This is a genomic window from Mesorhizobium sp. M0514, assembly GCF_040321145.1.
Taxonomy (GTDB): Bacteria; Pseudomonadota; Alphaproteobacteria; order Rhizobiales; family Rhizobiaceae; genus Mesorhizobium.
Window position 1 is genome coordinate 22,324 of record NZ_JAMYQZ010000058.1, and the last position, 19,039, is coordinate 41,362.

Annotated in this window: 20 protein-coding genes; 14 read left to right on the top strand and 6 right to left on the bottom strand. The window is 63.2% G+C overall.

The genetic code is table 11. The features are described from left to right. Positions 1 to 47 precede the first annotated feature (47 nt). Positions 48 to 389, top strand: a complete 342-nt coding sequence (locus NKI61_RS21975) for a winged helix-turn-helix domain-containing protein (protein ID WP_023667411.1) — start codon at positions 48 to 50, stop codon at positions 387 to 389. A 201-nt stretch (positions 390 to 590) separates the two neighbouring features. On the opposite strand, the gene cobF is transcribed toward NKI61_RS21975, so the two are convergent. After that, the gene (cobF, locus tag NKI61_RS21980; protein WP_352840793.1) at positions 591 to 1,364 is read right to left on the bottom strand and encodes a precorrin-6A synthase (deacetylating); all 774 of its coding nucleotides are present in this window, start codon (positions 1,362 to 1,364) and stop codon (positions 591 to 593) included. Positions 1,365 to 1,511: 147 nt separating this feature from the next. On the opposite strand from cobF, the gene NKI61_RS21985 reads away from it, so the two are divergent. From NKI61_RS21985 to NKI61_RS22010, 6 genes are all read left to right on the top strand, one after another. Continuing rightward, complete coding sequence (locus NKI61_RS21985) at positions 1,512 to 2,528, top strand: DUF4424 domain-containing protein (RefSeq protein WP_352537727.1); 1,017 nt, start codon at positions 1,512 to 1,514, stop codon at positions 2,526 to 2,528. After that, on the top strand, positions 2,528 to 3,046 hold the full coding sequence (locus NKI61_RS21990) for a dihydrofolate reductase (protein WP_023667408.1): 519 nt from the start codon (positions 2,528 to 2,530) through the stop codon (positions 3,044 to 3,046). The genes NKI61_RS21985 and NKI61_RS21990 overlap by 1 nt, the downstream gene beginning before the upstream one ends. Positions 3,047 to 3,191: 145 nt before the next feature. Next, positions 3,192 to 4,307 (top strand): FtsH protease activity modulator HflK, encoded by a 1,116-nt coding sequence (hflK, locus tag NKI61_RS21995; RefSeq protein WP_023696986.1) that lies wholly within the window; start codon positions 3,192 to 3,194, stop codon positions 4,305 to 4,307. Continuing rightward, a complete protein-coding gene (gene hflC, locus NKI61_RS22000; protein ID WP_352840795.1) occupies positions 4,307 to 5,284 on the top strand; it encodes a protease modulator HflC in 978 nt (325 codons plus the stop codon). The genes hflK and hflC overlap by 1 nt, the downstream gene beginning before the upstream one ends. Positions 5,285 to 5,288: 4 nt before the next feature. Next, positions 5,289 to 5,474, top strand: a complete 186-nt coding sequence (locus NKI61_RS22005; RefSeq protein WP_023668333.1) for a DUF2065 domain-containing protein — start codon at positions 5,289 to 5,291, stop codon at positions 5,472 to 5,474. A 239-nt stretch (positions 5,475 to 5,713) separates the two neighbouring features. Then, entirely contained in the window at positions 5,714 to 7,231 is a 1,518-nt protein-coding gene (locus tag NKI61_RS22010) for a DegQ family serine endoprotease (RefSeq protein ID WP_352840798.1), read from the top strand. Between the two features lie 43 nt (positions 7,232 to 7,274). Here the strand turns inward: NKI61_RS22010 and NKI61_RS22015 are convergent, their stop codons facing one another. Both NKI61_RS22015 and serB read right to left on the bottom strand, forming a co-directional pair. Next, entirely contained in the window at positions 7,275 to 7,847 is a 573-nt protein-coding gene (locus tag NKI61_RS22015) for a GNAT family N-acetyltransferase (protein WP_352840799.1), read from the bottom strand. Continuing rightward, a complete protein-coding gene (gene serB / locus NKI61_RS22020) occupies positions 7,844 to 8,731 on the bottom strand; it encodes a phosphoserine phosphatase SerB (RefSeq protein ID WP_352840800.1) in 888 nt (295 codons plus the stop codon). The genes NKI61_RS22015 and serB overlap by 4 nt, the downstream gene beginning before the upstream one ends. On the opposite strand from serB, the gene miaA reads away from it, so the two are divergent. Further along, positions 8,721 to 9,704 carry a tRNA (adenosine(37)-N6)-dimethylallyltransferase MiaA gene (gene miaA / locus NKI61_RS22025; protein WP_352840801.1) on the top strand — a complete coding sequence of 328 codons (984 nt, stop codon included), beginning with the start codon at positions 8,721 to 8,723 and terminating at the stop codon, positions 9,702 to 9,704. The genes serB and miaA overlap by 11 nt on opposite strands. A 130-nt stretch (positions 9,705 to 9,834) precedes the next feature. Then, complete coding sequence (locus tag NKI61_RS22030) at positions 9,835 to 10,626, top strand: GGDEF domain-containing protein (protein ID WP_023668337.1); 792 nt, start codon at positions 9,835 to 9,837, stop codon at positions 10,624 to 10,626. 224 nt (positions 10,627 to 10,850) lie between these two features. Here NKI61_RS22030 and NKI61_RS22035 read toward each other — a convergent pair whose 3' ends face one another. Next, the gene (locus tag NKI61_RS22035; protein WP_023668338.1) at positions 10,851 to 12,683 is read right to left on the bottom strand and encodes an ATP-binding protein; all 1,833 of its coding nucleotides are present in this window, start codon (positions 12,681 to 12,683) and stop codon (positions 10,851 to 10,853) included. 152 nt (positions 12,684 to 12,835) lie between these two features. Here NKI61_RS22035 and NKI61_RS22040 point away from each other — a divergent pair, with 152 nt between their 5' ends. The 3 genes from NKI61_RS22040 to NKI61_RS22050 are packed head-to-tail and all read left to right on the top strand — an operon-like array spanning position 12,836 to position 14,252. Continuing rightward, complete coding sequence (locus tag NKI61_RS22040) at positions 12,836 to 13,402, top strand: helix-turn-helix domain-containing protein (protein ID WP_023668339.1); 567 nt, start codon at positions 12,836 to 12,838, stop codon at positions 13,400 to 13,402. Positions 13,403 to 13,406: 4 nt separating this feature from the next. Continuing rightward, positions 13,407 to 13,715: a hypothetical protein gene (locus NKI61_RS22045; protein WP_023682084.1), complete on the top strand. Its 309-nt coding sequence runs from the start codon at positions 13,407 to 13,409 to the stop codon at positions 13,713 to 13,715. A 15-nt stretch (positions 13,716 to 13,730) separates the two neighbouring features. Further along, the gene (locus tag NKI61_RS22050; protein ID WP_023668341.1) at positions 13,731 to 14,252 is read left to right on the top strand and encodes a GNAT family N-acetyltransferase; all 522 of its coding nucleotides are present in this window, start codon (positions 13,731 to 13,733) and stop codon (positions 14,250 to 14,252) included. Here NKI61_RS22050 and NKI61_RS22055 read toward each other — a convergent pair. Together NKI61_RS22055 and NKI61_RS22060 are read right to left on the bottom strand one after the other, a co-directional pair. Then, the gene (locus NKI61_RS22055) at positions 14,249 to 16,051 is read right to left on the bottom strand and encodes an NAD(P)/FAD-dependent oxidoreductase (protein ID WP_023668342.1); all 1,803 of its coding nucleotides are present in this window, start codon (positions 16,049 to 16,051) and stop codon (positions 14,249 to 14,251) included. The genes NKI61_RS22050 and NKI61_RS22055 overlap by 4 nt on opposite strands. 138 nt (positions 16,052 to 16,189) lie before the next feature. Next, the gene (locus NKI61_RS22060; protein WP_023682083.1) at positions 16,190 to 17,080 is read right to left on the bottom strand and encodes a LysR family transcriptional regulator; all 891 of its coding nucleotides are present in this window, start codon (positions 17,078 to 17,080) and stop codon (positions 16,190 to 16,192) included. Between the two features lie 121 nt (positions 17,081 to 17,201). Between NKI61_RS22060 and tmpA the strand changes: the two genes are divergently transcribed. Further along, positions 17,202 to 18,353, top strand: a complete 1,152-nt coding sequence (gene tmpA / locus NKI61_RS22065; RefSeq protein WP_352840803.1) for a 2-trimethylaminoethylphosphonate dioxygenase — start codon at positions 17,202 to 17,204, stop codon at positions 18,351 to 18,353. Beyond that, positions 18,350 to 18,934, top strand: a complete 585-nt coding sequence (tmpB, locus tag NKI61_RS22070) for a (R)-1-hydroxy-2-trimethylaminoethylphosphonate oxygenase (RefSeq protein ID WP_023707734.1) — start codon at positions 18,350 to 18,352, stop codon at positions 18,932 to 18,934. Before tmpA ends, tmpB begins: the two co-directional genes overlap by 4 nt. The last annotated feature ends 105 nt before the right edge of the window (positions 18,935 to 19,039 follow it).

Consider the following 19,039-nt stretch of genomic DNA (forward strand, 5'->3'; position numbering starts at 1 on the left):
TAGCGCTATGGGTCGAGAGGGGCTAGTGTGACTGTGGAGGACAAGAGATGCCGTCGCTGAGCCTGCGGATAAATCTCGATCCGGACGGGCGCATAGGTCCGGGCAAGATCGAATTGCTGGAGCAGATCGCCACTTTCGGCTCGATCTCGGCTGCGGCACGCGGCATGGAGATGTCCTACAAGCACGCCTGGGATCTGGTGGAAGATATGAACCGTGTGTTCGGCAAGCCACTGGTCGCGGCGCAGACCGGCGGCAAAAAGGGCGGCGGCGCACAGCTGACCTCAGTTGGCCTTGCAGTTGTCAGCCGTTTTCGCGCTATCGAGCGCGCTGCGGCGGCAGCGGCGGCCACGCATATGGACGCCTTGCAGGCGGAGATTGATGCTGGGTGAGGGTTGAAGCTTGCGATCCGTCACAACCCCCTCTGTCCTGCCGGACATCTCCCCGCAAGGGGGGAGATCAGCTCGCCCGTAGACGGGCGCTAATCTGTTAGGCGATTGGCGAAATCCTCCGTGACGGCCAATCTCCCCACTAGAGGGGGAGATGTCCGGCAGGACAGAGGGGGGCGCGAAGGAACTCGACCTTTGAGCGCGCTATTCCTCGGGCTCTGCTGCTTTACGCAGCAGATAGGTGTCCATGATCCAGCCCTTTCTTTTCCGGGCTTCTTCTCTCGTCCTCTCAATCTCCTCGCCGACATCACCCAGGCGACCGGAAACGATGATCTCATCGGGTGTGCCGAGATAGGCGCCCCAATGGATGATCAGATCCTTGTCTGCCAGCGTGTTGAAGGCGCATTTGCCGTCGAGCATGACCACGGCGCTGCCGGCATTGTGCGGCATGCCTTGTTCGGCGAGGCGGCGGCCGGTGGTGATCAGCACGGGGTCGCCGATGCGGTTCAGCGCCATCTTGTGGCCGGCGGCTAGCGCCTGGACGGCGGTGATGCCGGGAATGACCTCCAGTTCGAATGCGACATTGCCCCTCAGTCGTACGCGCGCGAGGATGCGCAGCGCGCTGTCATAGAGCGAGGGGTCGCCCCAGATCAGGAAGGCGCCGCAGCCGTCCTCGGCAAGTTCGTCGCGGACTAGGCTCTCATAGATCTGGGCGATGGCCTCGTGCCAGTCATCGACGGTCGAGCGATAGGAAGGCGCCGGCTCGGCGCGCACCGGCACGTCGAACTCGACGCGGCGCGATTTCGGATTGCTGACGAAACGGTCGCAGATATGGCGGCGCAATTCGGCAAGGTCGTTCTTCTTCGCCCCCTTGTCGGGGATAAACAGGACGTCCGCCCGGTTTAGGCCTGATATGGCCTGCACGGTCATATGGTCGGGATTGCCGGCGCCGATGCCGATGACGAGAAGCTTGCGCATGACGCGAACTCCTGCCCGATCGAAACCTGTTAGTCCAGACCGCCGATTGGCGTGTCCAGACACTGTGGCGTCCTGCTGGGAGACGGAAGGCTTTGAAACGCCACATTGAAACGGCTAGGGTCGCGGCATTCTTGGCGAGGGGCTTCGATGTTGCAATATGTTCTGTTCGTAGCGCTGGCGCTTTTTGCCGTGCCCGCGCTGGCCAATGATACGACCGCCGAACTCGGCACAGGTGGCCTGATCCTGTCGCGTAGCGACGCGGTGTCGATGCAAAGCGAGGATCTCTATATCTCGCCGGAAAAGATCACGGTCGACTACGTCTTCCACAACAACACCGACAAGGATGTAAATGCCATCGTCGCTTTTCCGCTGCCGGACATCGAAGGCAATCCGGAGGAAATGCCGGCCATCCCGGAAAACCAGAGCGACAATTTCCTTGGCTTCGAGGTGACGATCGACGGAGCGCCGGCAAAGCCGCAGCTCGAGCAGAAAGTGTTCGCTGTCGGCATCGATATCGGCGCCGATCTGAAGGCGCAGAACGTGCCGTTCAATCCGTTCGGCGATGCGGCCAAGGCGGCCCTGGCGAAGCTGCCGAAAACGGTCGCCGAGGATTGGGAAAACCGCGGCATCATCATCGAGGATACGGGCAGCGACGGTACCGAGGCGAACAAGGTCTATACGCCGTGGTGGCAGTTGCGCTCGACCTATTGGTGGCGCGCGATATTTCCGGCCAACAAGGATGTCCACGTCTCGCACCGCTACAAACCGAGCGTCGGCGGCACGTCATCGGTGAGTTTCTTCTATGACGGCAAGTTCACCGAGGGCAGCCAGTACACGACCTACAAGACCCGCTACTGCATGGACGACAGCTTCGAGAATGCGGTGCGGCAGGCCGCCAAGGCCGACGGTTATCCGCATTTTTACGAGAACCGCATAGCCTATATCCTGACCACTGGCGGCAACTGGGCCAATGGCAGCATCGGCAAGTTCAAGCTAACCGTCGACAAGGGCAATCCGAAAGCGCTGATCTCGTTTTGCGGCGACAATGTCAAGAAGGTCGGGCCGACGACCTTCGAGACGGCGGCGCAGGATCTCTATCCCGAGCACAACATCGACATATTGCTTTTGGAGCCGTCGGATGACGGCGCCGGGGGGGCCAACTGATGGACGTCGCGATCTATGTCGCCATTGCGCAGAACGGCGTCATCGGGCGCGACGGCGGCTTACCGTGGCGGCTGTCCACCGATCTCAAGCGCTTCAAGGCCGATACGATGGGCAAGCCCGTCATCATGGGCCGCAAGACTTATGAAGGCATCGGCCGGCCGCTGCCGGGCAGGTTGAACATCGTGGTGACCCGCGACAAGGCCTGGCGCGCCGAGGGCATCGAGGTAGCGCACTCCCTGGAGGCCGCGATCCAGCTGGCCACGGTGCGCGGGCGTTGCATGGCCGGCGTCGACGAAATCTGCATCATCGGCGGCGGCGAGATCTATGCGCAGGCGCTGCCGCTGGCAGACCGGCTGCACGTCACCCATGTGCTGGCGGCGGTCGATGGCGACGCGCATTTTCCCGACATCGATCCGGATTTGTGGCGCCTTGTCAGCGCTCAGGACGTTCCGGCCGGTGAAAAGGACAGCCATGCGACGCGCTATTCGGTTTACGAGCGACGCCGCGGCGTGCATTGAGACGATAAAAGGGTCGCGAACGTCCAAAACGGACATGCTCGGCAGCGGATCGCGTTGAAAGCGCATCGCGGCATCCCTATAGAAGAACAACTGGATTTTGCGCCGCAACGCCGGCGCCGAGGGAATTCCAAGCGAAAGGACATTCATGCCCTGGAACGACAAGAGCGGCGGTGGCGGCGGCCCATGGGGTGGTGGCGGCGGCAACAATCAGGGACCCTGGGGGCAGGGACCGAAGGGGCCCAGCGGCCCGCCGGGGTCACCTCCCGATCTCGAAGACATCATCCGCCGCGGCCAGGACCGGCTGCGGCGCGCGCTGCCCGGTGGCGGCGGCGCCAGCCCGGCCGTGTTTGCGCTGATCGCAGCGGCTCTGATCGTGCTGTGGGCGTTCAAGGCGGTCTACACCGTGCAGCCGGACGAGGTTGCGGTCGAGCTGCGCTTCGGCAAGCCGAAGGCGGAGCTGTCGCAGCCAGGTCTGCATTTCCATTGGTGGCCCGTCGAAACCGTCGAGACGGCCAACATCGCCGAACAACTCGTCGATATCGGTGGTGGCGGCGCGACGAGCGGCAACTCGTCGGGGCTGATGCTTACCGGCGACCAGAACATCGTCAACGTCCAGTTTTCGGTGGCCTACCAGGTCTCCGATCCCCGGGCCTATCTGTTCGACGTCTCCGACCCAGAAGGCATGCTGCAGCAGGTCGCAGAGAGCGCCATGCGCGAAGCGGTCGGCCGGCGACCGGCCCAGGACATCTTCCGCGACGACCGTCAGGGCATTGCGGCGTCGGTGCGTGAAATCATCCAGACGACGCTGGACGGCTACAAGGCCGGCCTGAACGTCAACGCAGTTTCGATCGAGGACGCGGCGCCGCCGCGTGAAGTGGCCGACGCGTTCGACGAAGTGCAGCGCGCTGAGCAGGACGAAGACAAGTTCGTCGAGCAGGCCAACCAGTATTCCAACCAGAAGCTTGGCCAGGCGCGTGGCGCCGCGGCGCAGATCCGCGAGGACGCGGCAGCCTACAAGAACCGTGTCGTCCAGGAAGCCGAAGGTGAGGCGCAGCGCTTCATCTCGGTCTATGACGAATACGCCAAGGCGCCCGACGTGACGCGCCGGCGGCTTTATCTGGAAACGATGGAGAAGGTGCTGAAGGATTCCAACAAGGTGATCGTCGAACAGGGCAATGGGCAAGGGGTCGTTCCCTATCTGCCGCTGCCGGCACTGCAACCGAAGGCGCCGCCGCCTGCGACCACGGGAGGAGCCCAGTGATGGCCAATCGTCTTCCCATCATCGCGGTCATCGCGGCCGTGCTTCTGTTCCTGCTCTACTCCTCGGTCTTCGTGGTCAACGCGCGCCAGCAGGCGCTCGTGCTGCGGTTCGGCGAGATCGTCGACGTCAAGAATGAACCCGGCATCTATTTCAAGGCGCCTTTCGCCTTCTTCGACGCCGACAGCGTGCAGTTGATCGAAAACAGGGTGCTGCGCTTCGATCTCGATAACATCCGCGTCCAGGTTTCGGGCGGCAAGTTCTATGAGGTCGACGCTTTCATCGCGTACCGCATCTCGGATCCGCGGGTGTTCCGCTCAGCCGTGTCCGGCCAGATCACACTGGCCGAAGCACGACTGAGGACGCGTCTCGATGCGGCGCTGCGCCGTGTCTACGGTCTGCGCGACTTCGAGGCGGCGCTCTCGGAAGAGCGGGCCGTGATGATGCGCGAAGTGCGCGATCAGCTTCGGCCCGACGCCACCTCGCTCGGCCTGCAGATCGAGGATGTGCGCATCCGCCGAACCGATCTGACGGCTGAGGTTTCGCAGCAGACCTTCGACCGCATGAAGGCCGAACGTTTGGCCGAGGCCGAACGGCTGAGAGCGCGCGGCAAAGAGGCCGCGCAGCGCATCACCGCCCGCGCCGACCGCGAAGTGGTGGAAATCGTCGCCGAGGCGCGCAAGGAATCGGAAATCCTGCGTGGTGAAGGTGAAGCCCAGCGCAGTGCGACCTTTGCCGACGCCTACAAACGCGATCCGGCGTTCTTCGACTTCTACCGGTCGATGAATGCCTATGGCACGGCGCTGGACAACTCCGGGACGACGATGGTGCTTTCGCCGAACTCGGAGTTCTTCCGCTTCTTCCGCAATCCGGACGGTACGGACGCGAAGCCGGCGACACCTGCGGCTCCGGCGACGACACCTGCGGCTCCGGCGACGGCACCTGCCGCGCCGGCTGCACAACCTGCACCCGCCCAGTAGGGCGGTGCAGGATTTCCTTGCGGCCATAGGCCTGGTCCTCGTCGTAGAGGGTCTGGTCTATGGCGGCTTTCCCGGCCTTGCCAAACGTCTTGCCGGCGAAGTGCTGTCGACGCCGGAAATTGCGCTGCGCATCGTCGGGCTGGTGGCGATCGCCATCGGCGTCGGCATCGTCTGGTTGGTGCGTGGCTGAGGACCGCTGATCTGCAATTCCAGGAAAGTGTGAGCGGTTTTCCGTCCGGAATTGCGTAAAAGCAAAGGGATTGAACGGTTCGCCGTTTCCGCGAAACGGCGAACCGCTCTAGGGTGTAACGGAGGATTTATCCTCCTGATGTGGCCATAGCCGCAAACGTGCCGTATTTCTTGCCAACATGACGCGACGCGGCGTTTTGCCGAAGCGCTTTTTCTTTTCAGCAATCCGGGAGGCTTTCGATGACATCCAACACCCTTCTGCGCGCGGCGCGGCGGACGTTCATCGCAGGTGCTGCGGCACTTATGGTCGGCGCGCTTGCCGTTCCGGCTTTCGTGACGCCGACGGTGGCCGCGGACGGACCGGCTTCGGTTGCCGACCTCGCCGAAGGCCTGCTCGGTGCGGTGGTCAACATCTCGACCTCGCAGACCGTGAAGGGCACGGAAGGTCCGGGCGCGGTGCCGATGCCGCAGCTGCCGGAGGGTTCGCCGTTCCAGGATTTCTTCGACGACTTCTTCAAGAACCGTGGCGGCGACAAGGATGGCGGCGCGCAAAAGGTGCAGTCGCTGGGCTCCGGCTTCGTGGTCGACGCCGAGCAAGGCATTGTCGTCACCAACAACCACGTCATCGCCGATGCAGACGATATCGAGGTGAATTTCTCCGACGGCGTGACGCTCAAGGCGACGCTGGTCGGCACCGACACCAAGACCGACGTGGCGGTGCTCAAGGTCGACCCGAAGGGCCACAAGCTGACGGCGGTGAAGTTCGGCGATTCCAACAAGATGCGCGTCGGCGACTGGGTGATGGCGATCGGCAATCCGTTCGGCCTTGGCGGCACGGTGACGGTCGGCATCGTCTCGGCCCGCAACCGCGACATCAATTCCGGCCCCTATGACGACTTCATCCAGACCGACGCCGCCATCAACCGCGGCAATTCCGGCGGACCGCTGTTCAACAGCCTGGGCGAGGTTATCGGCATCAACACGGCGATCATCTCGCCGTCGGGCGGCTCGATCGGCATCGGCTTCTCCATCCCGTCGCAGCTTGCCTCGGGCGTCGTCGACCAGCTGCGCCAGTTCGGCGAGACCCGTCGCGGCTGGCTCGGCGTGCGCATCCAGCCGGTGACCGACGACATCGCCGAGAGCCTCGGCATGGCGACCGCCAAGGGCGCGCTGGTAGCCGGCGTCATCAAGGGCGGACCGGTCGACAACGGCACAATTCTCGCTGGCGACGTCATCATCAAGTTCGACGGCAAGGACATCCATGAAATGCGCGACCTGCCGCGCGTCGTGGCGGAAAGCCCGGTCGGCAAGGCGGTCGACGTGATTATCGTGCGCAAGGGCATCGAGCAGACGGTGAAGGTGACGCTCGGCCGGCTTGAGGACGGCGAGAAGGTTGCCGCCGGTGAGGACGGCACTACCGATGAGGACAAGGGCGGCGACAAGGCGCCCGCGGTCTCCACGGCCTCGGTGCTCGGCATGACCGTCGGCGAGCTCAATGACGACACACGGAAAAAATTCGGCATCGCGGCCGACGTCTCCGGCGTCGTCATCACCGACGTCACCAAGGATTCGGCCGCCGCCGAGCGCGGCATCCAGGCCGGCGAGGTGATCACCGAAATCGCCCAGGAATCGGTCGCGACCCCGAAGGACGTGATGGACCGGATCGGCGCGCTGAAGGAGCAGGGCCGCAAGAATGCGCTCTTGATGCTGGCGTCCAAGACAGGCGAGTTGCGCTTCGTGACGATCCGGATGGATTGAGTCCGGAAAGCCCCATAACCGATTGTCTTCAGGGAAAGGGCGGCTAGCGAGCCGCCCTTTTTCGTGCCTGCCAGTCCGTGCGCGACAGTTTGTAGAGGACATGCCGCTTGAGGTGCGGGTGGCTGTCAGGGATGGATGGGTGGTCGAAATCGCGAGCCGGGTCAGGGCTCATGCCAAGACGCTCCATGACGGCCGTCGAGCGGCGGTTGGCCGCGACGGCGAAGGAGACGATCTCGTCGCGGTCAAGCGTTTCGAAGCCAAAGGCGAGCCAGGCTTCGGAGGCCTCCGTGACATAGCCCTTGCGCCAGAATTCCGGCGCCAACCGCCAGCCGATCTCGATCGTATCGGAAGGCAGGGACGGCACGTGATTGGTCTTTAAGAGACCGACGAAGCCGATGCATTCCCCAGTCGCGGCGATCTCGGCGGCGGCAAAACCAAAGCCGTCCTCGGCGATCCAGCCCCGAAACTCGTCCATCTTGGCATCCGTCTCGGCGCGGTCGCGGCGGAACGGAAAGAATTCCATCACCCGCTCGTCCGAATTGATGCGGTGGAAGAGTTCGCGATCGCGGTCTTCCCAGTTGCGCAGGATGAGGCGCTCGGTGCGCATCGGTTTCATTGGGCGAACTCTTCCTGGCGGTAGCCCTGGAGATAAAGCAGCGCGGTGAGATCGCCATGGTCGATGCGGACCTTGGCTTCGCCAGCAACGGCCGGCTTGGCGTGGAGCGCGACACCGGTGCCGGCCAGGCGGATCATGTCGAGGTCGTTGGCGCCGTCGCCGACCGCAATCGCATCGAATGGCGTCAGGCCGAGGCGGGCCGAGATATCGTTCAGCGCATCGGCCTTGGCGGCGCGGCCGAGGATCGGCTCGGCGACCAGGCCGGCAAAGCGCCCGTTCTCCTCGATCAGGCGGTTGGCACGGTTTTCCTCGAAGCCGAGCATGGCGGCGACACGGCTGGTGAAGACGTCGAAGCCGCCGGAGACAAGCGCCGTCCAGGCGCCATTGGCGCGCATCGTCTGCACCAGAGCGCGGCCGCCCGACGCCAGCGTCAGGCGGTTCGCGATGATGCGGTCGACGACGGCGGCATCGAGGCCTTTCAGCAGCGCCACGCGTTCACGCAGCGCCGGCTCGAAAGCGATCTCGCCGTTCATCGAGCGTGCCGTGATGGCGGCAACGCGGTCCTTGACGCCGATCTCGTCGGCGAGTTCGTCGATGCATTCCTGGTCGATCATGGTTGAATCCATATCGGCAAGCAGGATTGTCTTGCGGCGGCTTCCGGCCTGCTGAACGATCACGTCGACCGGCTCTGAACCAAGTGCTGTGCGCAAGGCCGCACTTGCCTCAGCGGCTTCTGCCCCCTCGGGCAACACCAGATCGCAGGCGACGCCTTCGCCCAGCCAGCGAACAGCGCTTGCGCCGACCGACCGTGAGGCCATATTCGCAAGCGAGGCCGACATCGCGCGGCGGACGGGGTGAGACACAAGCGTGGCAATGAGCGGCATCGAGACTTCCAAGCAGCTAGGCGAGGGCGGGCAGGCGGGCGAGGGCCGCGTGAAGAACGCGACCCTGATAGCCGGGCCGACCGCCAGCGGCAAGTCGGCGCTGGCGCTCGATCTCGCCGAGCGCAAGGGCGGTGTCATCGTCAACACCGATTCCATGCAGGGCTATTCGGTGCTCGATGTGCTGACGGCGCGGCCGAATGCCGCCGACCTCGCCCGCGCGCCGCACTATCTCTATGGCCATGTGCATCCCTCCACCGCCTATTCCACCGGCGCCTGGCTGCGCGACGTGATGAAGCTGATCGATGACGGCACGCTCGCCCGACAGCCCGATGACGCCGGCTTTGAACGTCCGGTGATTTTCGTCGGCGGCACCGGGCTCTATTTTCGCGCACTTGCCGAGGGCATCTCGCAAATGCCCGACATTCCGCAGCAGGTACGCGACCGCTGGCGCTACGAGTTAAAGGAGCAAGGCGCAGCCAAGCTGCACCGCATCCTGATGCATGAGGATTCGGCGGTCGCCATGCAGCTGAAGTCGACCGACGGCCAGCGCATCGTGCGGGCGCTGGAGGTGCTCGACGCATCCGGCCGCTCCATCCTAGAATGGCAGGCAGCGCGCGGCCGGCCGCTGATCGACAGCGACAGCGCTCGGTTCTTCGTTATCGAGCCGGACCGCGCCCCCCTTGTCGAGCGGATCGAAACAAGGTTCGACCGCATGCTCGATCTCGGCGCGCTCGATGAGGTCAAACGGCTTGCGGCGCTTGGCCTCGATCCCGACCTGCCGGCGATGAAGGCGATCGGCGTTCGCGAACTTTCGGCTGCCATGGCGGGTGACATCAGCTTTCCTCAGGCCATCGAGCGCTGCAAGGCAGCGACGCGGCAATATGCCAAACGGCAAACGACGTGGTTTCGCCATCAGCTGGGACCGGAATGGCTGAGATTGCAGCCCGGCGGCCGCTTGCAAACCGCGATTTGATTTTTGTGCTGCCAATACAATTAAAGAAACAGAAGTAGGAATGAACATTCCCGCTCCGGTTGTCTGGATTAACCGTCCGTAAGGCGCCGGCATGCCATAGATCCGGCGGGTACTTTGCAACGGGAAGCAGATGCGTTTCCACAAGGCGGAATCCGCATTTTTCGTCTTTATTTTCGTGATCCTGGCCGCAGGCCTGGTGACGCTTTATGCCTATGGTCAATTGCAGTTCATCGCGGTCGGTCACGATACGACTTCCCGGGTCGAGAGGATCGCCTATCTCAACACGCTGCTGTTTGTCACCGGGGTGCTGCTGGCGACAGCGCTGTTCTTCGGCGTGTTCTTCATCTACCCGCTGATCCGTAGGCAGGCCACGGAAGAGGGCAAGCTGCGCGCCATGACGGTTTCGCTCAGCGCCCGCTCGGAAACGCTGCAGCATGCGGCATTGACCGACGGCCTTACCGGCATGCAGAACCGGCGCTACTTCGATGATGCGCTGAAGGAATATCTCGAGGAATTCCGCCGCATCGAAAAGCCCGTCGGGCTGATGATCCTCGACCTCGATCATTTCAAGCAGGTCAACGACACGCATGGCCACGATGTCGGCGACGAGGTGCTTAGGGCAGTCGCCAATTGCCTCAAAGGCATGACGCGCTACCACGATGTGGTGGCGCGGCTTGGGGGCGAGGAGTTCGCCGTCGTCACGCCCAACATGGATGCGGAGTTGTTGGGGAAGTTCGCCGAACGCATCCGCAAAGCGATTGCCAACATGTCGGTGCTGTCAGGCAATGTCCGCCTCAAGATCACCACCAGCGTCGGACTAGCCGTCTGGGATCGGAAGGAAACCGCCGAGGAATTCTACCGCCGCGCCGACCGCCAGCTCTACGAGGCGAAGAGGCAAGGCCGCAACCGCGTCTGCGCCTAAAATCCCGAAGAAGAATTCATGAGGCCGGTTGCCTGACGTGGCTTTCTCGACTTCCGGTGCTCACGGACTAAATGTCCGCTCCGCTCCGGCTTCTCGAAAGCCACGCCATTCAATCCGGCCTGATGAATTCCCTTTCGGGATTTGCCCAAGCGGGCCAACGAAGCCGAGCCCTGGCGCTCCGGCGGCTTCTCAATTGGCCGGCAAAAAAGTCGCTACGCTGAAGGTCAATCGTTCTGCGGGCGCATGCCGAAGGTTGTGGGCTTGAGGCCATAGCGCAGGTCGAAATCGTCGTCGGGCTGGACGCGCTGTGCGGTGGCCGGCTTGCGGTAATCGGGATCGCCGGCCTGGCGGCCGGAGTCCACGACCTCGGCGAAGGCCATCTGCTGCTGCGGTTTCGGGACGTTGCGCAGCCGCTCGACGATGGCGGCGAGATCGACGTCGTTGCCGTCCTGCGAGAACTCGTCCTGCTCTCGCTTGGCGGTGCCGGGGATCAGGTTCTCCGCCAGTTTCTCGAACTTCAGCCGCATGGTCGTCGCCACGCCTTCACCGAAGGCGATGGCTTCGCGCTGGCCCATGGAGGACAGAAAGGCCAGCGTCGAGGCGGAGGAATCGGCGATCGCCGAGCGGATGATTGCCTGGTCCTGCTCGTTGGCCAGCCGCATGGCGAAGAAGGTCGAGCATTGCGACAGGATGGTCGGATCGAGTTCACCCGGGCGCTGGGTGACGACGCCGAGATAGCAGCCATATTTGCGGCCTTCCTTGGCGATGCGCGACAATGCATGCCTTGTCGGGGCGAAGCCGAGGCGCGGATCGGCCGGCATATAGCGGTGCGCTTCCTCGCACAGCAGCAAAAGCTTCAGCCGGCCCTCGCTCCACAGCGCAAGGTCGAAGGCCAGGCGCGCCAGCACCGAACAGACGGAGTTGACCACTTCGGACGGCATGCCGGCCATCTCGAAACAGGTCACCGGGCGGCCATGATGCGGCACACGGAAAATATTGCCGATCGTCTCGTGGATCGTGTCCTCGATCAGCCGCGAATTGAACATGAAGCGATAGCGTGGGTCGGACGCGGCGGACTCGATGCGCGTCTTCAGCGATTTCAGCGTCGGGCGGTCGTTCTTGCTTTCCAGGAGGCCCATGCGCTCGTCGATCTGCTTGATGAGATCGACCATGCGGTAGGGCACCGGCGTGTCGGCGGTCAGCGCATCGCTGCCGCGGCGCACGTAAGAGCCTGAATTGGGATTGCGATAGAGGTTCTTGGCGGCGGGGATCAGGTCGCGCAGGACATCGACTTCTTCCGGCACGACCTCTCGGCCGCGAAACAGCACTTCGGCGAATTCTTCAAGCCTGAACATCCAGAACGGCAGGTCAAGCGTCTTGGAATCGACCCGGACGCAGAACTCAGGCAGGGATGCCGCGAATTCATTGTGCGGATCGAGAATGAGGATTCGCAGATCGGGCCGGGCGGCGATCGATTTGCGCAGCAGCAGCGAGATGGCGGTGGATTTGCCGACGCCGGTTGTGCCGACAACGGCAAAATGGCGCGCCAGCGTGTCGTCGATGGCGATGTTGGCGTCGATCGACTCATCCTGCGACAGCGTGCCGATGGTGATGGAATGACGCCCGGCGAGATCGTAGACCGCCTGCAGGTCACGGGTACGGATGCGGTGCGCTATGGCGCCGATATGAGGATAGGTGGTGATGCCGCGGTCGAACACCGGTTTGGCGCCGGGCTCCGCGCCGTCGCGCACTTCGCCGATTAGTTCGACGCTGACTTCGATGGGATTTTGTCCCTCATTGCTCCAGGCGCGATCCGACTTGCCGATTTCGTAGACCAGACCAACGGTGCGCGATGTCCCGAGATTGATGGAGATCATCTTGCCGACGGTCCACAGGCCGGTGACCGCGCCTTCGATGTCGTCGGCATAGGCGCTGATGGTGGCGCGCGCACCGTCGCACTGCACGACGTTGCCGAGAATGCGCTTGTCGCTCTGCTCTGCGCGGCGGCGCTCCTGCGAGGTCGGTTCGCCGACGGAGGCTTCGCGCTCGACAAACATACGATCCGATCCCCATTCTCGTGGAGCGTCGATCCTACACAGACGGGGTTAAGGTGGCGTGATGCGGGATGGTGTAGCAGGGGTTAACCGGTCAGCGAAAATTCAACCGGCCGGCCTCTTTTCCGAATCCAAATATTCGATATATTGGACGAATGACTGATATAGCGAATGACATGTCGGCCACGATAGGCAGACGAATCCACGCCGAAAGAGCCTTGCGGGACTGGTCGTTGGCCGACCTGGCGAACCGCTCCGGCGTCTCCAAAGCCATGCTCAGCACTATCGAGCGCGGCATGACCAGCCCGACGGCCGCGCTGCTGGTGCGCATCGCCGCTGCTTTCGGCATGACGCTGTCGACGCTGATAGCACGCGCCGAGCAGCAAGGTGGCGGCCTGCTGCGCGAGAGTGAGCAGCCGGTTTGGCGCGACCCCGGTACGGGCTATGTCCGTCGGCATCTGTCGCCGGTTTCCGACACGCCGCTCGAATTGATCCGGGTGCAACTGCCGGCTGGCGCCAGTGTGAGTTTCCCGGCGGCGTCCTATGCCTTCATCAAGCAGCAGATGTGGCTGATCTCCGGGCGACTTGAGTTCACCGAGGGTGATATGGTGCATAGTCTCGAGCCCGGCGACTGCCTGGCGCTCGGCGCGCCGTCGGACTGCACGTTCCATGCCGTCGGACCGCAGCCGGCCGACTATCTGGTTGCGCTGGTCAGGGGCTGAAATCGTGGCAAGACGTCCCAAGCGCTCCGACAATGGCGGACCGCCGCTCGATGATTACAAGGGCCCGCCATGGGGCAAGGGCGATCCCTACATCTTCCTGGCCTGGCAGGCAGCGCATGCCAAGGCGTGGAAGGCGCCAAGCCGTGACGTGATGCTGATGCGCATGGAAAAGGCCGAGCGGCTTGGCCTGACCTATGAGGAATACACGCTCGAAATCCTCGAACGCGGGCTGCATCTGCAGCCGAAAGACACCGATCGCATCGCCGCGATCAAGGCGAGACGAAAGCGGCGCCGCGTCGCGCGTCTGGATTAGCAAGGGAAAGTGCAGGTGAGTCCCATCGAAATCAGGTCGCTGACTGCGGAAACACGCGACATGCTGGCCGACCTCCTGATCGAGACGGTCGCGGCCGGCGGCTCCGTCAGCTTCATGCATCCCTTATCCAGGCAAGCGGCGGAAACCTTCTGGAGCAACTCGTTGATGGCAGCAGAGAGAGGTGAAAGAGCGGTGCTGGGTGCTTGGTATGGCGACGCGTTGATCGGCACCGTCACCTTGCTGCTCGACTTTCCGGTCAATCAGCCGCACCGGGCCGAGATCGCCAAGCTCATGACCCGCGTCGAACACCGCGGCAAGGGCATAGCGAGCCGGCTGATGCGGGCGGCCGAAACGCTCGCCGTCGAGAAAGGCCGCACGCTTCTGGTGCTGGACACCGCAACCGAGGAGGGCGCTTCCGGCCTTTACGAAAAACTCGGCTTCACGCTCACTGGCGAAATACCGGACTTTGCCCTGAAACCGCATGGCGGGCTGACCGGCACGCTCATCTACTGGAAGCGCATCGGCGGCGCTGCCTAAGCCTTGTGGTGAACCTCTTGCAGCGCGTAGACCGGCGTCGCGATGCCTTCCATGCGCGCCTTCAGCTGCAGCGCCAGGAACTGGGAGTAATGGCGCGACTGGTGCAAATTGCCGCCATGGAACCACAGCGCCTCCTGCTGCGTCGGCTTCCACATGTTGCGCAGCTCGCCTTCCCAGGGGCCTGGGTCCTTCGTGGTGTTGGAGCCGAGGCCCCAGCATTTGCCGACCTTGTCGGCGACCTCCCGTGAGATCAAATCGGCCGCCCAGCCATTCATCGAACCGTAGCCGGTGGCGTAGACGATGAGATCGGCCGGCAGTTCCGATCCATCGCTGAGCAGGACCGAATGCTCCTTGATCTCCTTCACGTCGACACCGCTTTTCAGCTTGATCGACCCGTCGATGATCAGGTCGGAGGCGCCGACATCGATGTAATAGCCCGAGCCGCGTCGCAGATATTTCATGAAAAGGCCGGAGCCGTCGTCGCCCCAGTCGAGCATGAAGCCGGCCTTCTCCAGGCCTTTGTAGAAGTTGGCGTCGCGCTTCTTCATCTCGGCATAGGCCGGAATCTGGAATTCGTGCAGGATCTTGTAGGGCAGGGAGGCGAAGACGAGGTCGGCCTTGGCTGTGGTCATGCCGCTCGCAACCGCCTTTTCCGAATAGAGCGAGCCCAGGCCGATCTCCATCAGCGTGTCCGACTTGACGATGTGCGTGGTCGAGCGCTGCACCATGGTGACGTCGGCGCCGGCCTCCCAAAGGGCTGCTGCAATGTCGTGGGCGGAGTTGTTCGAGCCGATGACGACAGCTTGTCTGCCGACATAGGCATCGGGTCCCGGATGCTTCGAGGAGTGATGCTGGTCGCCCTTGAATGTGTCCATGCCCTTGAAGTTCGGCATGTTGGCCTTGCCGGATTGCCCCGTGGCCAGCACCAATTGTTTCGGCTTCAGCGTGATGTCCTTGCCGTCGCGGCGCACCACCACCGTCCATTCCTTCTTGCTGTCGTCATAGACAGCGCTCATGGCCTCGGTCGACGACCAGTAGTTCAGCTCCATTACCTTGGCGTACATTTCCAGCCAGTCGCCGATCTTGTCCTTGGGCGCGAAGACCGGCCAGTTCCTGGGAAAGTCGATATAGGGCAGATGGTCGTACCAGACCGGATCGTGCAGGCAGAGCGATTTGTAGCGCTTGCGCCAGCTGTCGCCGGCCCGTTCGTTCTTCTCGACGATGATGGTCGGCACGCCGAGCTGCCGCAGCCGCGCGCCGAGCGCGATGCCGCCCTGGCCGCCGCCAATGATGAGCGTATAGGGCTGCGTCTTGAAGCCGAGCTCGGCGGCCTCCTTCTCGCGCTCCTCCTTCCAGGTCGGGCGGTTCTTGCCATGGCCGTGCTTGGCGCCGAGCGGGCGGTCGAAACCGGCCGGCTCCTCATGGCCCTTCAGCTCGACCATGGTGGTGAGCAACGTCCAGATCTTGCCGTCCTTCAGCCGGATGTGGCCGAAGCCGCGCGCCACAGACGTTTCGAAACTGATCCAGCCGTCGAGCAGGCCATCGTTTTCAGTGGCGTCCTCGCCCCTGGCGATCGCCCAGTTCGATGGGTTGGTTTTGGCCAGCTGGCTCACCAGCATGTCGCGCACCTGGTCACGGCCTTCCATGGTCTTGATGTTCCAGGTGAAGCTGACGAGATCGCGCCAAAAACAATCCTCCTGAAAGCAGGCGACCGCCTTGTCGATGTCACCGGCGGCGAGTGCCGCGCCGAAGCGATCGAGCAGGTCGGAAAGCTTCTTGTTGGGGGCCTTGTCGAGCATTGAATTTCCTCCGCGATTTTTCTTGGCCGCCTGTAGCGAGCGGAACCCTGCCGAAGCTTGACGTCCGGCCTGGCGCAGTATCGCGACAAATTATGCGCCGCGTCACGTCGTCCAATAGTTTGCCGCGTATTCAGGGGCTTATCGGGAAATCGGGACGCCGAAGACCGTTGCGAACCAGCGGCGGACCGCTTCTTCGGCCGGGCTCAGATGCGCGCCCGAAGGTGCGGTCAGATAGTGGCCGGCACCGCTCGACAGCGTAAAGCCGGACAGGGTAACGAGAGATCCTTCGCGCAGTGCCGCGTCGGCCAACGGTCGCGATCCCAGCACCATGCCGGCGCCGTGCTTCGCCGCCTCCAACGCGGTAACGAAACTGTCGAATTTGTGCGTGGGCCCGAGCGCCGGCTTCATCCGGGCGACGGCGAACCATTCGCCCCACATTTCCCGCGCGCCGACCACTGTAAGTCTCGGCAATCCTGTCCAATCCTTGGCCTTGGCGACATTTGGCGACGCCATCGGCGTTAAGGTTTCGCGGGTGAGGCGGTCGGCCTGCCGTCCGGCAAAGGAGCCGGAGCCAATGCCGAATCGGATGTCGAGACCCACAAAGCGCTCGCCGTAATCGGCCGGTGTGTGGATGGTCTCGATCTGCAGCTGGACGAAGGGCAGGTCCTTGGCCATTTGCGGCAGCTTCGGCGCGATCATCAGCACGGCAAACGAGATCGGCGAGCGTATCGTCACGCTCTGGACGGTCTTGGGTTCGAACAACTCGCGCGTGCTGTTGGCGATCACGGCAAAGGCCGATTGCAGATGCGGCAGGTAGGCGGCACCCTCCGGCGTCAATTCGACGCCGCGCGCCAGGCGGATGAACAGCGGCTGCTTCAACCGCTCTTCGAGAGAACGGATGTGCTGGCTGACCGCAGCCTGGGTCAGGCCAAGCTCGGCCGCGGCGGCGGTGAAATTCGACAGCCGCGCGGCGGCCTCGAAACTCCGCAGCCAGTCGAGCGGCGGCAAGGGCAGGGTTGTTTGAGGCATAAACCGTTTATGGCCTTTGGCCGCAAAATGATAATTTGAGTTATGCCTTCGACATCATCACGATGCAACCGGAAACCCTGCGGAGTTGGCTGCGGGGCGCAGCGGACAGGAACGGATCTCCATGCTTACCCAGGCGCTGATCGGCGACGAAGGAAGAACGATCGACCTCGGTTGGAAGGACGGCGCGCGCACTCGCTTTCACGCCATGTGGTTGCGCGACAATGCGCTCGACGACAAGACGCGCAGCGCCGGCAACGGCCAGCGGCTGATCACCATTCTCGACATTCCGGCGCAAACGCGGATCGGCGCAGCCGCGATCAAGGGCGATGCGCTTGAAGTCAGTTTCGAACCGGAGGGAAAGACGGTGCGCTTTCCTGCGGCATGGCTGAGCGCCAATGCCTATGACCGCGATGCCGCCCGACAGCCCGGCTGGACAGGCGAGGGCACCGTGCGATGGACCAGGGCCTCTATGCAGAATTCGGTGCCGCGCGCCGGCTATGTCGCGGCCAGCCGCGACCGCGCCGTCTTGCGGCAATGGCTGTCGGCGGTGAAGACCTACGGCTTCGCGGTGATGGACGATCTGCCGGCCGAATCCGGGGCGCTGTGCAAAGTGTCCGATCTGTTCGGCTATATCAGGGAGACCAATTACGGCCGCTGGTTCGAGGTGCGCGCCGAGGTCAATCCAACCAATCTGGCCTACACCAATCTTGGCCTGCAGGCGCATACCGACAACCCCTATCGTGATCCGGTGCCGACCTTGCAGATCCTGTCGTGTATCGAAAACACGGTCGAGGGCGGCGAATCCAGCGTCGTCGATGGTTTTGCCGTGGCGGCCGCGCTGCAGGCCGAAAACCACGAAGGCTTCCGGCTGTTGAGTTCATACCCGGCGCGCTTCGAATATGCCGGCTCGTCGGGCGTGCGATTGCAGGCCAAGCGGCCGATGATCGAGCTCGGGCCGGATGGCGAACTCATCGCCATCCGCTTCAACAACCGCTCGCTGGCGCCGACCGTCGATGTGCCGTTCGCGGAGATGGAGGCCTACTACGCCGCCTATCGCCGGTTTGCCGAACTGATCGAGGATCCGTCCTTCGAAGTGACCTTCAAGCTCGAGGCGGGCCAGGCCTTCATCGTCGACAACACCCGCGTCATGCATGCCCGCAAGCAGTTCTCCGGCGCCGGCAAGCGCTGGCTGCAGGGCTGCTACGCCGACAAGGATGGCCTTTTGTCGACGCTGTCGGCGATCGAACACGAATTCAAGGAAGCAGCGGAATGAGCAGCCAGGATTTGAACGCGAGCAACATCGTCGAATTCATCGCCGATATTTTCGAACGCCGAGGGGCTGAATCCTATCTCGGCGAACCCGTCACCATGTCGGAGCACATGTTGCAGGGCGCCTGGTTCGCCGAAAAGGACGGCGCGCCCGATGTGCTGGTGGCGGCAGCACTGCTGCACGATATCGGCCACTACACCAGCGAGTTCGGCACCTATTCGCCCGACGATGTCGAGGACAAGCATCATGACGAAGCCGGCGGCGAGGTGCTGGCGCCGTTCTTTCCACCGGTGATCGTCGAATGCGTCAGGCTGCATGTCGCGGCCAAGCGCTACCTCTGCGCTACCGACCCCACCTATTTCGGCAGGCTGTCGCAGGCCTCGGTCCACACGCTGTCGCTGCAAGGCGGGCCGATGAATGCCGAAGAGGTGGCCGAGTTCCGCAAGAACCCGTTCCACGAGGAAGCGGTGCGGGTTCGCATCTGGGACGAGGCCGGCAAGATCGCCAACATGAAGACCCGGGCATTTCGCGACTACATGCCGCTGCTGCAGCGGGTTGTCCGCGACTTCGCCAATCGCGCCTGATCGCAATCCGGGGAAGGAACGGCATATGCACCGTTTCGACGGCAAACATGCGCTAACCGTATGCCGCCGCAGACTTGCCGCGAGCGTCTGCGTGCGCAGGCGCTC

What these genes read in the sequence shown, in the direction of transcription:
- NKI61_RS21990 (WP_023667408.1), top strand. Translation starts at nt 2,528, where the DNA reads ATGGACGTCGCGATCTATGTCGCCATTGCGCAGAACGGCGTCATCGGG.
- cobF (WP_352840793.1), bottom strand. Translation starts at nt 1,364, where the DNA reads ATGCGCAAGCTTCTCGTCATCGGCATCGGCGCCGGCAATCCCGACCAT.
- NKI61_RS22015 (WP_352840799.1), bottom strand. Translation starts at nt 7,847, where the DNA reads ATGAAACCGATGCGCACCGAGCGCCTCATCCTGCGCAACTGGGAAGAC.
- NKI61_RS22035 (WP_023668338.1), bottom strand. Translation starts at nt 12,683, where the DNA reads ATGTTTGTCGAGCGCGAAGCCTCCGTCGGCGAACCGACCTCGCAGGAG.
- NKI61_RS22040 (WP_023668339.1), top strand. Translation starts at nt 12,836, where the DNA reads ATGACTGATATAGCGAATGACATGTCGGCCACGATAGGCAGACGAATC.
- hflC (WP_352840795.1), top strand. Translation starts at nt 4,307, where the DNA reads ATGGCCAATCGTCTTCCCATCATCGCGGTCATCGCGGCCGTGCTTCTG.
- NKI61_RS21975 (WP_023667411.1), top strand. Translation starts at nt 48, where the DNA reads ATGCCGTCGCTGAGCCTGCGGATAAATCTCGATCCGGACGGGCGCATA.
- serB (WP_352840800.1), bottom strand. Translation starts at nt 8,731, where the DNA reads ATGCCGCTCATTGCCACGCTTGTGTCTCACCCCGTCCGCCGCGCGATG.
- tmpA (WP_352840803.1), top strand. Translation starts at nt 17,202, where the DNA reads ATGCTTACCCAGGCGCTGATCGGCGACGAAGGAAGAACGATCGACCTC.
- hflK (WP_023696986.1), top strand. Translation starts at nt 3,192, where the DNA reads ATGCCCTGGAACGACAAGAGCGGCGGTGGCGGCGGCCCATGGGGTGGT.
- NKI61_RS22030 (WP_023668337.1), top strand. Translation starts at nt 9,835, where the DNA reads ATGCGTTTCCACAAGGCGGAATCCGCATTTTTCGTCTTTATTTTCGTG.
- NKI61_RS22010 (WP_352840798.1), top strand. Translation starts at nt 5,714, where the DNA reads ATGACATCCAACACCCTTCTGCGCGCGGCGCGGCGGACGTTCATCGCA.
- tmpB (WP_023707734.1), top strand. Translation starts at nt 18,350, where the DNA reads ATGAGCAGCCAGGATTTGAACGCGAGCAACATCGTCGAATTCATCGCC.
- miaA (WP_352840801.1), top strand. Translation starts at nt 8,721, where the DNA reads ATGAGCGGCATCGAGACTTCCAAGCAGCTAGGCGAGGGCGGGCAGGCG.
- NKI61_RS22060 (WP_023682083.1), bottom strand. Translation starts at nt 17,080, where the DNA reads ATGCCTCAAACAACCCTGCCCTTGCCGCCGCTCGACTGGCTGCGGAGT.
- NKI61_RS21985 (WP_352537727.1), top strand. Translation starts at nt 1,512, where the DNA reads ATGTTGCAATATGTTCTGTTCGTAGCGCTGGCGCTTTTTGCCGTGCCC.
- NKI61_RS22055 (WP_023668342.1), bottom strand. Translation starts at nt 16,051, where the DNA reads ATGCTCGACAAGGCCCCCAACAAGAAGCTTTCCGACCTGCTCGATCGC.